Here is a 14,830-nt window from a genome sequence, read left to right on the forward strand (position 1 = left end):
GATGTTTCTATTCTGTAATGCTCCAGCTAAAGCTCTGCGCGGGATGCAACGGCAGGGGCCAGCTTGCGGCAGGCAGCGGCGAACGCTTGCATGAGCTGTGCCGTCTTCTGCTTGCTGACCACTGACGCATCGATGCGAAGCAGCAGGCTGGCCGTCGCGGAATCATGCGCGGAACCAAGCTCTACACCAAACACGATGGCGGCCCTGCTTGTCCAATCCACCGTCAGCTCTGCCGATGGCATAGCGCGATAGATCACTAATGCATCGCCTGCCCGCATCATGTTTCGCTTCGGCGCTGCAGCTCGTACAGGTGTCTGTTCAATCTGCCAACTGCCGATGGAAGCCAATAGATCAGCAAAACCTCGTGTTTGGCGAAGATCGACCTTGAGCAGTCTCACCTGATTGCCGAAGCCATCCACAGCCAGTTCATAAGCTGGCCGACCTAGCTGCTGAGCGAGTACGAGCACGAATACGCCAAGCCCCGCTTCTTGTGCGCCAAGACCACCGGACTGACCAAGCGCTGTCAACTGCTCTACCGTTTCCTGCGGCAGGGCAGAACGATAAAGCTGTATGGAGCTGCTTGGCTCCAGTTCGACCCTCCAGCTGTCCGGCAGCGCGATCAGCTCAGGCGTTTCCGCATTCTGATTCTGACTGCTGATCTCATCTAGATGCCGTGCCAATTGCTCGATTGTCGGGAAGGCGAACAGATCGCCTACGCTGACCGATTCATACTGCGGATACCGATCCTGCAGCGCCCGATGAAGTCGAATAAGCAGCAGTGAATTGCCGCCCAGCTCGAAAAATTGATCCCGTATGCCCACTTCCTCACGCTGCAGCAATTGCCGCCAGAGTGCTGCGAGCGCCTTCTCGGTCTCAGTACGAGGCTCTGCATATGCGGTACCTGTCCCTAGTGCCGCGCCTTCCTTCGGCTTCGGCAGCGCCTTGCGGTCTGCTTTGCCGCTTGCCGTCAATGGCATATGTGTGAGCTGCACGTATGCTGCCGGCAGCATGTAGGCTGGAAGCAATGCTGTGCAATGCTCGCGAAGCTCTCGTGCCGTGCACGCGCGATTGGCGACGATGTAGGCGCATAAGGAGCGATCTCCTTCAACCGAAGCTGCGCCATCAACGACGCTCACCACCGCCTCGGATACAGCCTCGTGCGATAGCAGCGCTCGCTCTATTTCACCAAGTTCGATGCGATGGCCGCGGATTTTGACCTGATTATCGATTCGCCCGATATAATCAAGCAGTCCCTCTTCCGTCCAGCAAACCAAATCGCCTGTCCGATACATGCGTGCGCCAGGATGATCAGAGAAGTGATCTTGAACGAACCGCTCTGCTGTAAGCTCAGGACGATTCACGTATCCCGATGCCACTTGAACGCCGCCAATACACAATTCTCCCGGTACGCCGATAGGCTGCAGTTCCGTGCCGTTCGGGCTTAGGACATAAATGGTCGTGTTATCGATCGGACGGCCGATAGGTACCGAGCGGAGCGTTGCTCCTGGCTCACATTCATATACCGTCACGTCCACCGTTGCTTCGGTCGGACCGTACAGATTGATCAGCCGAACATCGGCGTTCTGTGCGACAGCCATCAGCTCGTAGAACCGTTCGACATGGCTCGGCTGCAGCGCTTCGCCGCTTGCGAATACACGCCTTAGCGTTCGCAGCTTCCGCTGAAGCTGCTCTACTGGCTGCGACTGCGCTGTCTCGGTGAAGGCTGCAAGCATGGACGGTACAAAATGGATTGTCGTCGCGCCGCTCGCCTCCATGGCCTCCAGAAGTGCTGCCGGATCTTTCTCGGCGCCTGGCGCCAGGAAAGCAGCTGATGCGCCTGCGAGCATCCACCAGAACAGCTCCCAGACGGAGACGTCGAAGCTGTATGGCGTCTTCTGCACGATGACATCCTCCGCTTGAAGCGGATAAGCACGCTGCATCCAGCCGATACGGTTCATGACAGCCTCATGGCGGATCATGACACCTTTCGGTCTACCGGTCGAACCGGAGGTGAACAGAATATAGGCAAGATTGTCAGCAGTAATGTGTACTTCGTTGAGATCGATGGCATGTACCGCATCGGATTGAGTCGCCTCACAATTTCCATCTCCATCAAGCGTGATGATGAGCTGCGTCGCAAGCGCCTCCGCAGCGACTCGCTCCCAACTATGCTGTACGCATAAGACCTTCAGCCCGCTGTCTTCGGCCATGAAGCGCAGTCGCTCCGCCGGAAAATCAGGCGGCAGCGGCACATACGCTCCGCCTGCCTTCAGAATCGCGAGTACGCCGACAATCAGAGCCGGCGACCGCTCGGCCATGAGGCCAACTGCGTCCCCGAGTGCTGCGCCTTGTGCCCGAAGCTGCATCGCAAGTAGATCCGACCGCTCATCAAGCTCGCGGTATGTCAGCGTCTCGGCACCATCGCCGAACACAGCCGCGACACGCTCAGGCGTACGTTCGACCTGCCGACGGAACATCTCGTGCAAGGTCATCGACTCGAACGGATGATCCACTGCCGTCCTATTGAACGTATGCAGCAGTTGCACCCGTTCCTGCTCGTCCAGCAGCGGCAGATCGGCGATCGGCACATCCGGGCTGCTGACTACCGCCTCTAGCAGTCGAATCCAATGGGCGGCCATCCGCTCGATCCGCTCTCGGCGGAACAGCCTTGTCCGGTATTCGAATCGGCATTGCAGCGAATGGCTGCCTGCCTTCTCGATCACTTCCAACGTCAGATCGAACTTGGACGCTGCCGCTGGCCGATCGACAGACTCGAATACGGTATCTCCGCATGCGACCGACGGAATGGCTGTATTTTGCAAAATAAACATGACATCAAACAACGGATTACGGCTGTTATCCCGCCGAACGGACAGCTTATCGACCAGCCGCTCGAACGGATACCGATCGTTATCCAGCGCCAATATCGTTTGCTCTCGCGTTTGCGCGAGAAGCTCGCGGAAGGTGATGCTGCCATGCGGCGTACTGCGAATGACGACCGTATTGACGAACATCCCGATCAGCTCGCTTAACTGCGCATGCGGTCTGCCGCCGACTGGTGTGCCGATCCAAATGTCCTCTTCCCCCGTATATCGGTAGAGCAGCGCTTGGAAAGCGGACAACAGTGTCATGTACATCGAAGCGCCAGCGTCTCCGCTAAGCGCTTGCAGTCGCGCCGCCAGCGATTCATTCAACTCGATCCGCACATCGTCGCCTGCAAACTCCAAGCGATCCGGGCGGCTGTAATCAGCCGGAAGCGTCAATGTCGGCGGCGTTCCAGCCAGCGTCTGCAGCCAGAACGACTCCTGCTTCTCGCTCTGCGATGATGCCAGCCACTGCTCCTGCCATGCAATGTAATCCATATAGGATACTTGAGGCAGCTCCAATACTTGGCCCTCATACAACGCCATAAACTGCCTCGCCAATACGGCGATCGATAAGCCATCGGCGATAAGATGGTGCAGCTCAAGCGTCAGCGTATGCTGGACGCTGCTCGCGGCCGTCAACCTTAATCGAAGAAGCGGAGCGCGATCGAGCTCGAACGGCAGCGAATGACTGGCTTCATCGATGGCTGGGTTCACGAGATCTCGTTCATCGCCCCACTCCCAATCCGCTTCGGCAGACGGTGCGATCCGCATCGCCGGTTGTCCGTCTTCCCAGTGGAAAGAAGCTCGCAGCATGTCATGCTGCGCAATAAGCGCATCGATCGCCGCACGCAAGCGTGCTTGGTCGAGCGTACCCGCAATGCGCAGCGTAGCAGAGACATGATAGCCTGTACTTGTCGGATCGAGCTGCTGCAGCACGAACAACCGATTTTGCCCCGTAGACAACGGATAGACGGCTTGAATGGGCTGCTTCGGAATGTCCATGTACGCATCTTGTTGAACTTCGCCCTTCGCTTCTTCAATGCGGGCGGCCAGCAGTCGAACAGTCGGTCGATCGAATAGGTCGCGCAGCGTCAATGTGCATTGGAATGTCCGATGGATAGAAGCCAGCAATGACGCTCCCTTCAATGAATGCCCGCCAATTTCGAAGAAATCGTCATCAGCGCCAATTATTTCGCGTCCGAGCAGTTGCTGCCACAGCAGTGTCAGCGCCTTCTCAGTGTCTGTACGCGGCTGTACGTATGCAGCGATCATCTCGAGCGCTTCGCCTGCCTGCGGCTTCGGCAGCGCCTTGCGGTCTGCTTTGCCGCTTGCCGTCATCGGCATATGTGCGAGCTGCACGTACGACGCCGGCAGCATGTAGGCTGGGAGCAATGCTGCGCAATGCTCGCGAAGCTCTCGTGCCGTGCACGCGCGATTGGCGACGATGTAGGCGCATAAGGAGCGATCTCCTTCAACCAAAGATGCGCCATCAATGACGCTCACCACCGCCTCGGATACAGCCTCGTGCGATAGCAGCGCTCGCTCGATCTCGCCGAGCTCGATGCGGTAGCCGCGGATTTTGACCTGATTGTCGATCCGGCCAATATAGTCGAGCAGTCCCTCTTCCGTCCAACGTACCAGATCGCCTGTCCGATACAGCCGTGCGCCTGGGGTATCCGAGAAGAGATCAGGCACGAATCGCTCTGCCGTAAGCTCTGGGCGATTCACATATCCCGCTGCCACTTGAACGCCGCCAATACACAGCTCGCCTGGAACGCCGATCGGCTGCAGTTCCAAGCCATCCGGATCTAGGACATAAACAGTCGTGTTATCGATCGGACGGCCAATCGGCACACTGCGCAGCTTTTCGTCTGGCTCACATTCATATACCGTCACGTCCACCGTTGCTTCGGTCGGACCGTACAGGTTGATCAATCGAGCTTCGGCGTTCCGCGCGTGAGCCAGCAGCTCATAGAACCGCTCGACATGGCTCAGCTGCAGCGCTTCGCCGCTTGCGAACACGCGCCTCAGCGTTCGCAGCTTCCGCTGAAGCTGCTCATGTGGCCGCGACAGTGCCGACTCGGTGAAGACTGCCAGCATCGACGGCACAAAATGGATCGTCGTCGCGCCGCTCTCTTCAATGGCCTCCAGCAGCGCAGCCGGATCTTTCTCTGCGCCTTGCGCAAGGAACTCCACTGATGCGCCGGCGAGCATCCACCAGAACAGCTCCCAGACGGAGACGTCGAAGCTGTATGGCGTCTTCTGCACGACGACGTCTTCCCCGTGGAGCGGATACGCGCGCTGCATCCAGCCGATTCGGTTCATAACGGCACCGTGGCGGATCATGACGCCTTTCGGTCTGCCTGTTGAGCCGGAGGTGAACATAATGTAGGCGAGATCATCGGCTGTGGCATCAGCTCCGATCGTTGCATCCCAATCGCCGCCAAGATCTGATTCATCTACTGCTTCCGTTTCGGCTGCATCGCGGTATCCGTCAGTATCAAGGGTAATCATCAGCTGCGCAGGAAACGCCTCGCCGGCGATCCGCTCCCAGCCTTGCTGTACGCATAAGACCTTCAAGCCGCAGTCCTCCGCCATGAAACGCAGCCGCTCCGTTGGAAAATCCGGCGGCAGCGGCACATAAGCCCCGCCTGCCTTCAGAATCGCGAGAACGCCGATCATAAGCGCAGGCGAGCGCTCGGACATGAGGCCTACTGCGCCCCCTAGACGCACGCCCGCTGCCCGGAGCTGCTTGGCGAGCCGACCTGACCGCTCGTCGAGCTCGCGGTATGTCAGCCTCGCCGTCCCTCCGTCGAACACCGCCGCGACCCGCTCAGGCGTACGTTCCGCTTGTCTGCGGAACATCTCGTGCAACGTCGCCGAATCGGACGGATGGTCCACCGCCGTCCTGTTGAACTTGTGCAATAATTGCTCCCGCTCCTGTTCGTCCAGCAGTCGGAGCTCGCGGATCGGCGCGTCCGGACGTTCAACCGCCTGCTTAACCAGCTTCAACCACAGTCCAGCCAATCGCTGCGCAGCCGTCCGCGTGAAGATCGCGTCGTTGTACTCCCAGACACAGGTGAGTTCACCTGTGCGCTCGGGAAACACATCGAGCTTCAAGTCCAGCTTCGCGCTGTTCGTGTCCAGAAACTGCTGTTCGAATCGACAGCCTGCAGCCTCGAACGTCGTTCGAATGCCTTCCGCTTGGTTGTGCAGCACGAGCATCGTATCGAACAGCGGATTGCGTCCCCGCTGTGGAGGGAACTCTGCAAGTGCTGTTATCTGTTCATAAGGGAGACCGCCATGGTGAAGCGCATCCAGCACGGTCATGCTCGTTAGCGCCAGCAGATCATTGAATGATCCGCTGCCTGTCGCTTGCATGCGGATCGGCACATAGTTATTGAACATGCCAACCGTCTCGGCTGTGCTCGGATGATCGCGCCCTGCCAGCAGCAAGCCGATCACCATCTCTTCCTGCCCAGTGAAACGGTAGAGCAGTGCACCGAACAGCGAATGCAGAACAGCGGACATCGGCGCATGTTGAGCTGCTGCCAGACGATGCAGTTCGCCTGCCGCTGATGCAGGCAGCTGAACTTGCACCGTACCGCCTCGGTAGGTACGCTTGTCCGCCCTTGCGGAAGCACCAGGCCATTCGATCACAGGCAGCCGGCCAGCCAGCCGCTCCTTCCAATATCGCTGCGAGGACGTCATAACACCGGAGTGAAGCCGTACCTGCTCCCGCTGCGCATAATCTCTATAACGCTCTTGAGCGGATCGTTCCGACAGAACAGTGCCATCGAGCAGCGCAGCGAATTCACGCAGCAATACATTCATCGCAACGCCGTCGGCGGCGATATGATGGACAGCAAGTAGAAGTTCATGCCGGTTTTGACCATCTGTAACCAGCAGCGCACGCAGCAATGGAGGCGATGTTAGATCGAACGGCCTTAGAATCAGAGCTTGGTGCTCTTGCGAGGCACGACCGCTCTCAGCCTGTACGACACCCCACCAATCTCTATTCCTCCATAGCCCCGCCTTGACTGGTACCGCTCTAACTTCCCCCTCCAGCCAGCGATAGCTCGTTCGCAGCGTCTCATGCCGTTCGATTAAAGCCGTTAATGCAGCATGTACCTTCTCCGAAGCTAAAGGACCGTCTGCTTGCAGTCCTATCGCAATGACATAAGCACTTCCGATTCCCTCCGCTTGCTCAACTAGCGCCATACGAGTCTCTGCATAAGAGACAGTCGTGTACGGCTCATTCCGCTTCGGTTGCACCAGTTGTTGCATCTCATTTGAATGCACAGTTGAATACACAGCTGAATCATCGACAGAGACTTTCTTCTCACTCACCGCCAAATGAGCTAACAATAAGCGAGGCGTCGGATACTGGTACAGCTCGCGAATCGAAATATCAACGGCCCAGCGTGTACTCATCGCATAAGCGGCATCTGCCGCTTTGAGCGAGTTGCCGCCGAGCTCCATGAAGTGACTGTCCCAGCCAATGGTTAGCTGCTCTTGTCCAAGCGCTTCTCGCCAGATAGCAGACAGCTCTTCGAACCGCTCCGAATCTCCTCCAGCCTGTAACTCGATCAAACGGGAACTTGCATGATCCTGATCGGCGCAAGGATGCTGCTCCATCGCCTCAAGCTCCGCCAGCTCCTGCATGACGCCCGTCCACTCACCGTCCCGCCACCGCTCCGCAAGCAAATATCGCTGGATCTTGCCGCTCGTCGTCCGCGGGATGGTCCGTATCGGCACAATGGCGTAGACGTCCGTACCCAACTCGCGATTGAGCTGCCGGCGCCAGCTTCTTGCCTGCTCGGCAAACCGTTCCAGCTTGCCGCGATGAACGACGAATAGGACGATTTCCTCTTCGCCGGAAGCAGGCTGTTTCACTCCGCAGACAGCCGCTCGGCCGTTGCCAATGCCATCCAGCTCCTCCGCACGGCGTTCGACGTCATGCGGATAAACATTTTGCCCGCGAACGAACATCATGTCCTTGAATCGCCCTGTAATGATCAATCGGCCTGCCTTCATAAATCCGATATCGCCCGTACGCAGCCAGCCGTCCGCCGTAATCGCGGCGCTGGTCGCTTCTGCGTCGTTGTAATACCCCGTCGTTACGCCGGCACCTCGAATATGAATGTGGCCGACCGTAAGCTCAGCCTGCGAACGATCCTCTTCATCTGTAATGCGAACCTCGCAATCGGTTACCGGCAGACCGACATCGACGAACGTCAACGTCCCAGCTTCATCACCAGCAGATTCAGAAGCGATCACGGCTGAATCGCCAAGCTTCAGCGATTGCTGCTGCACCGACACCGATACGAGCCGTTCCTCTACAGGTGGAAAAGTAACCGCGAGCGTCGCCTCCGCCATCCCGTATACCGGGAACATCGCAGTTGAATTCAATCCGCAGTCCGCCAGCGCTTCGACGAATCGATTCGCCCATTGCGCGGAGATCGGCTCCGCTCCGTTGAAGATCAGCCGGATGGCGGACAAGTCCCAGCCCTGCTTATCTGCCTGCTTCAATCGCCCCAACACATGCTTGTAGCCGAAATTCGGCGACGCGATCGACGTAATCCGATACTCCGAAGCTTTGTCCAGCCACATCGCAGGGTCCATCATGAATTGCGCGGGCTGCATGAGGTATTGATCCATTCCCGCGTAGATGGGTGACAGATGGAACCCGATCAATCCCATATCATGCGTCAGCGGCATCCAGCTCAGCGAACGATCGGTTGGCGTTGAATGCGAGCCGGATACGATTGCATCCATGTTGGACATTAAGTTGCGATTCGTGAGCATGACGCCTTTGGGATCACCGGTCGAGCCGGACGAGAATTGAATAAAAGCTAGCGAATCGATTGCGCCGCGATGAGACTTCAACTCTAATTTCAACTCCGACTCAAGCTGTTCCACGTCCGCTATCGTTCCATCCGGTTGACCCAGGAATTGCGTCCAATCCACAACTGCTTCCGCCGAAAGGGGCAGACTACCCGCTTCAACCGACTGATGGACCGCATCCGCCTCATCAGTAAGAAGCCAAGGACGCCTCAGTATCCCCCATACCTTGTTCAGCTTCGCCAAGCTTTCATCTCCGTTGCCGGCAGCAAGCGGAACGGGAACCATGCCCCCAAGCACGACCGACCAGAAAGCCTTCACGAAGTTTCGCATGTCATCCATGCGAAGCACGACTTCATCGCCGCGCCGCATGCCGCTTGCACGAAGCCGGGCAGCCAGTCGAAGACTGTCCTCGTACAGCTGACGGTACGACAGCCGTTCATCCCCTCTCCTGCGTATGAACACAATGCTTGCTCCTGCCTCATCCTTCGCCCGTTGCTCGAGCATCGAGGCTAAGTCGGCAAATTTCATCCTCTTATCCCCCTTCCCACCCGATGTTAGCGTGCAAGCGCAGTTGTTGGAGCTCCTCCATAAGCAGCGAAGTAATCGGTTCCGGGTTGCCGTTCCAATAGAAATGACCGCCTTCAAGCCGCATCACGCGGCATGCTGCCGACGTATGAAGACGCCACCCTTCCAGCTCCTCCTCGGACCAACGTTCAGTCGTGCCTGCAACGACGAGAAACGGATAAGGAAGCGGCAACCGCGGTATATATTCATAAGTCTCCACAAGTCGAAAATCCGCCCGCAATACGGGCAGAAAAATCGCTCGCAGCTGCGAGTCAGCGAACAGTTCTGCCGAAGTAGCGCCCATCTCTTCGATTCGCTTCATAAATTCAGCATCCGGCTGCCCATGAATATCAGCGTCCGAACGCACAACATGCGGCGCAGGCCGGCCGGAGAAAATAACGAGCTGAGGCGGCGGCAGCCGCCGCTCGTGAACGAGATGCGCAGCTTCGTATGCGATCATGCCGCCCATCGAGTGGCCGAACAGCGCATAAGGTTCGCCGTCCGCTGCATGACTCATCAATTGCTCGATCACATCTTCCGCCGCTTCGTTCATCCCTTCATAGAAAGAGAGCCGACGGCGAATCCCTCTTCCCGCCAGCTCGATAGGCACGCAGGTTATCCCTGCCTGAAACCGCCGTCTCCACGCAGCGTATAAGTTCGCGGAGCCCCCCGCATAAGGTAAGCAAAATAACTTCAATCGGCACTCTCCGTCCGTCTATTTAATACGTGTTCAAAAAGTCGGGTTGTCAGCACCGAGAAGATTGCGAGAACCTGAAGGAGGAGGAACGGAGTGTAGGCTAACCCTACATGAGTACCGGACTCCGAGGGTGAACGCAAGCTTCGACGTCGAGTCAGCTTCCTCTCTCACTTCGTGATCACAAGTCGACTTTTTGAACAACCTCTATTTAGTCGTATGCTGCGCCAGATCACGAATCGTGCGGCACTGCGCGAACTGCTCAGGCGAGATAATATAGCCGCGCAGCTCCATCTCAAGCTCCATCTTCACCGCAAGGAGAGAATGGCCTCCGATTTCGAAGAAATCATCGAGCACGCTCACTTTGTCAATCTCGAGCAGTTCCTTCCACAGCTCTGCGATTTCGGCTTCCATCTCGTTACCTGGCGGCTCATGAGCTTCATCCGGACGAACAACGGATTGCGGCTCCGGCAGCGCGGAACGGTCAACCTTGCCGTTCGAAGTGACAGGAATGCCATCCACACGAATGAAATAAGAAGGAATCATATACGGCGGCAGTTCGGCACCCAAATAATCGCGCAGCGCCCGCACTGGATAATCTTCTTCTGCGACGTAGTAAGCGCACAGCGACTTCATGCCGCTGCCATCCGCCCGATCCAGCACGATGCATTGTCCAATGCTTGGATAACGCAGCAGCTTCGCTTGGATTTCGCCCAGCTCGACGCGGTACCCGCGGATTTTGACCTGATGATCCGTTCTGCCGAGAAACTCGATATTGCCGTCGCGCATCCATCGTGCCAAATCGCCCGTCCGATACATGACACCTTCAGCGCGCGCCGAGTACGGGTCAGGAATAAACCGCTCCAACGTCAGCGTCTCGGAGTGATAACCGGAAGCTAAGCATTCGCCTCCTATATACAGCTCGCCGATTGCACCGATCGGGCATGGTCGATAATTCCGATCCAAAATGTAATACCGCGCGTTGCGAATCGGTTTCCCATACGGAATGCTTGCCCAAGCCGGGTCGACCCCGCCAACCTCATAACAGTTGGACCAAATGCATGCTTCCGTCGCGCCGCCAAGCGCGGCAACTCGAATGCCTGGGAAACGGCTGTTCAATTGACCGGGCAGCGTCAGCGGAATCCAATCGCCGCTTAGAAGGGCTAGACGGAGCGGAACAGCTTCCGAAGTCTGTCGCTCCAAATAAGGCACGCACTGCGCTAGTGCAGCGGGCGCTGAATCCCAAATCGTAATGCCCGTTTCCGCCATTCGCTTCAGCCAACCCTCCGGCCGCTTCACCTCTTCCTCCGGCACGATATCAATGGCGCCGCCTGCGGCGAACATGCCGAACATGTCGTAGACCGATAGATCAAAGCATAACGAAGTAACGAAAAATAATCGGTCTCGCTCGTTCACGCCGAACGTTCCGTTCACCCAATCGATGACGTTGACGACCGGACGATGGGTGACGACGACACCTTTGGGCGTACCGGTTGAGCCTGATGTAAACAGCACATACGCGGTATCATCAGGAGTGGCGGCAGGTTCGAGCGCCGCTCCGCTTTCCATTGCGATTCGACCGCCTGAAACGTAAAGCTCCCGCTCCGCTTCCGCGTAATCGCCATTCAAGGTCATGACAACGTCAAATCGATAACGCAGCTCGTTGCGGAATCCTGTTCGGCGAGAAACCTCGATGGATACATTGGCGTATGAGGCCGCATAGCTGCGGAAAAATCGTTCATTCGCATAGAGATGCTGGTCCACATTGAACCGGGACTGATAGACCATCCCGTAGTCGCGGCGGAACTGGTCGAGCGAAGTACGGAATTGCTCTTTGGTTTCCTCGTCCGGCACGTCGGCAATCATGATCTTTCCGCCGGGCTTCAGCAGCCGCAGCCCCAGACGCATCACTTTCTCTGCATACCGATAGCCTTCGAAGAATTGAAATACGCTTGGCAGCAATATCAAATCGAATGACGCACTCTCCATATTCGCCATGCTGTCTGCGAATGCGGTAAGCAGCGTAACATTCGCGAGTCCGCGTTCGCCCCGAATCTGCTCATTGCGCTGCTGCGTCACCGGCGAAGGATCAAGACCAACGTAGGACCCAAACAAGGGTGCAAGCTCAAACATAATTAAGCCAGAACCGCAGCCCACCTCCAGCACCTGCTTATCTTCGCGTGCGTACGGCCTAGCGAGCTCAACAACACGGTCCACATATTGATTGACCTCTTCTACGGTATAAGGAAGACCCGTATAGGCGCTGATGAATCCGCCCGCCGATACTCGGTCATGGGCAGCAGTCGCAATATCGTCGAACATGCGCACTATCAACTCCGGACGCGAGACCGCAGGCTCCGCTTGCTCGCTCTCTTCATCCAGCAGAAGGACGCGCTCGACGGAGCGAACTTGCCGTGCCAGATCCGCAACTGGCTCCCACGCCTGCTTCATCGTCACGATATGCGTTGCCCCTACTTCTTGCAGGACGGTTTCCAGCCTGCGCTTCGGCCATGCCGCATCAAGCGGGACGTATGCGCCTCCCGCTTTCAGGACGCCTAATACGGCCGCAACCATCGCAACCGAGCGGCTGCACAGCACTGCAGCGCGAGAACCAGCTGCAACGCCAGCCTGTCGAAGCGTTCTTGCAATCTTGTTCGACCATTCATCCAGTTTGCGATAGGAGATCCGTTCGTCGCGGCACATGGCAGCGAGGGCATCCGGCGTGCGAAGCGCCTGCGCCTCGAACAGGCTGTGAAGGGTTGCCTCCGAAGGGTATGGCCCCGACGTCGCGTTCCACTCCTCGATAACAAGCGAGCGATCATACGCGGGCAGCCATTCCAGGTCGGCAAGCGTCGTATCCGTCTGAACAGCCAGCTCCCGAACGGCCGATTGCCAGTGCGTGCTGATTTGCTCGATGAGCGGCTCCGAGTAGAGCTGCACATTATAGGCAAGCTCTAACTGCAGACGACCGTCCTCCGAATCGCTGAACCAGAATTGCAGCTCGGCGTCATAAACGTCGATCGCGAGCTTCGATTGCAGCCGGCTGAAGCCGATTGCAATCGGCAGAGTAAGACGCTCTTCTTCTTGAGCGACCCATCCAATCTCCCTAACTAACCGATCGAAAGGGTAGCGCTGATGCTCCATCACGCTGCGAAGCATATCCCGCATCCCGTTCAAATACGTTCTTGTGTTGTCCTGCTGCCGAAGGGCAACAGGCATGACAAGCAGTCCGTTATCCATCCCTCCTTCTCGCGTTATTTCGAATGCCGGCGTCACCAGCAGCACCTCGCGCTGATTCGCATATCGAGCAGCTACAAGCGCAAGCGCGCCTGTCAGCAGCAAATACATTGCGTAATCCGAACCGCTGCTTCTTCCGTGCAGCAAAGCGGTCAATGCTTCATCACAGATCAGTCGGTGATGGGCAATCGTCCTCGCCCCGGGTTTTCTGCTGTCAGCAGCAATCCGTGTCAGCTCCTGCTCGTTCCCAAGCAGGTTACGCCAGAACAGCCGATCCGCTTCATGCACAACCCCGCCGGCAACCGTCTGATGGTTCGATGCTTCAAAAGGCATAGGCGCCATTCTCCTTCGCTCTTCCTTGTGGATTCGCTGCATATTGCTCGAGCATGGAAGTCATGATGACCCTCTCGTCTTGCTCCATCTGCACGAGCCGCTCACGCAGCTGATGAAGGAAACGTACATCCTGCGACAGCCAGAACTTCAGAATCGTATTTTTCATCACTAGGGCAGACTGTTCCATCCGCTCATACCCTTCCCGCACCTGCTGGTCGAACTGAAAGATCCCGTTCTTCTCCATAAAGTCCAGACGAGCGTTCATGACGCGCTTGTGCTCCCACAGAATGAGCAGTGGACGGTGATCGACGACATCTTTGCCGTTCAATTGATCGTCGATCCGCCGTACGAGTTCGCCATAAATATCGATCCCATACATCGAAGGAAACGGCGGGAGTTCATCCATCGCATAATTCGCGTATGTCGTTGGCTTAGCGTTCAAGTAGTCTTGAATCTGCTCCATCACCCAGAACAGCTTGAACTCCATTCCCTTCCTGCGTTCTTCGTTGATGCGGAGCATATGGACCATTCGATGAAAATCCTCGGTATAATACCCTTCGAGATTGGCAAACGCCTGCTCGACATCCGCATAATCTACCAATCGAGAGGCCAGCTTCTGATTCGCGAAGAAGCCCATCACGTGGAACTGCTGAAGCTCATCGTCGTAACCATGAATCATCATGCTATGTACAAAATAACGATTGTTGTAGCTCAAGCTTCCCGGAATGTAATATTCATCGAGCGAGGCGAAGACGTAGAAGCCTCGGCTAATTTTGCGCCTGACGAAATCGGTAAAGCTGCCCGTCTCCTTGATCGAGTCGCGGGTCATTTGCTCGGAGCCCTGCAGGAAAGAGATAGAAGCCGATAACGGGCAAGGTGTCGTGAAATCGACGAATAACGAATTGCCCTCAGTCCCGTTCGGAAAAAGCGTCACCTTGAGCTGAACATGATTGCTGTACACCCAGCGCATCGCCATCTCGTCTGCATACAACATGGACATGAAATAAGCATTGTGCGCGTACGTAGCAATATCCGGCTCTGCGATCGGCAGAACCCGTCTTGTTTCCAATGCGATTGCCATTCTTCATCAGCCTCCAATGCTTATATAAGTAGTTCAAAAAGTCGTCTTTTGATCACGAAGTGAATCAGGAAGCCTATTCGACGTCGAACCTTGCGTTCACCTTCGGAGTCCGGTACTCATGTAGGTTTTGCCTACACTCCGTTCCTCCTCCTTCAGGTTCTCGCAATCTTCTCGGTGCTGAAAACCCGACTTTTTGAACGCTCACTA

The 14,830-nt window shown here is 56.7% G+C and carries 4 protein-coding genes; all 4 read right to left on the minus strand.

All coding sequences use genetic code 11. The features are described 5' to 3' along the window. Positions 1-26 precede the first annotated feature (26 nt). The 4 genes from SBI19_RS06890 to SBI19_RS06905 all read right to left on the minus strand — a co-directional run bounded on the left by SBI19_RS06890 (position 27) and on the right by SBI19_RS06905 (position 14,623). Positions 27-9,242: a non-ribosomal peptide synthetase gene (locus SBI19_RS06890; RefSeq protein WP_317966366.1), complete on the minus strand. Its 9,216-nt coding sequence runs from the start codon at positions 9,240-9,242 to the stop codon at positions 27-29. A gap of 4 nt (positions 9,243-9,246) precedes the next feature. Continuing rightward, the gene (locus SBI19_RS06895; RefSeq protein ID WP_317966368.1) at positions 9,247-9,975 is read right to left on the minus strand and encodes a thioesterase II family protein; all 729 of its coding nucleotides are present in this window, start codon (positions 9,973-9,975) and stop codon (positions 9,247-9,249) included. A 204-nt stretch (positions 9,976-10,179) separates the two neighbouring features. Further along, positions 10,180-13,542, minus strand: coding sequence for an amino acid adenylation domain-containing protein (locus tag SBI19_RS06900; protein ID WP_317966370.1), 3,363 nt, complete (start codon positions 13,540-13,542; stop codon positions 10,180-10,182). Beyond that, complete coding sequence (locus SBI19_RS06905; RefSeq protein ID WP_317966372.1) at positions 13,532-14,623, minus strand: hypothetical protein; 1,092 nt, start codon at positions 14,621-14,623, stop codon at positions 13,532-13,534. Before SBI19_RS06905 ends, SBI19_RS06900 begins: the two co-directional genes overlap by 11 nt. Between the last annotated feature and the right edge of the window lie 207 nt (positions 14,624-14,830).

Origin of the sequence: Paenibacillus sp. CCS19 (assembly GCF_033239625.1) — a bacterium.
Lineage (GTDB): Bacteria > Bacillota > Bacilli > Paenibacillales > Paenibacillaceae > Paenibacillus_T.

What these genes read in the sequence shown, in the direction of transcription:
- SBI19_RS06890 (WP_317966366.1), bottom strand. Translation starts at nt 9,242, where the DNA reads ATGAAATTTGCCGACTTAGCCTCGATGCTCGAGCAACGGGCGAAGGAT.
- SBI19_RS06905 (WP_317966372.1), bottom strand. Translation starts at nt 14,623, where the DNA reads ATGGCAATCGCATTGGAAACAAGACGGGTTCTGCCGATCGCAGAGCCG.
- SBI19_RS06900 (WP_317966370.1), bottom strand. Translation starts at nt 13,542, where the DNA reads ATGCCTTTTGAAGCATCGAACCATCAGACGGTTGCCGGCGGGGTTGTG.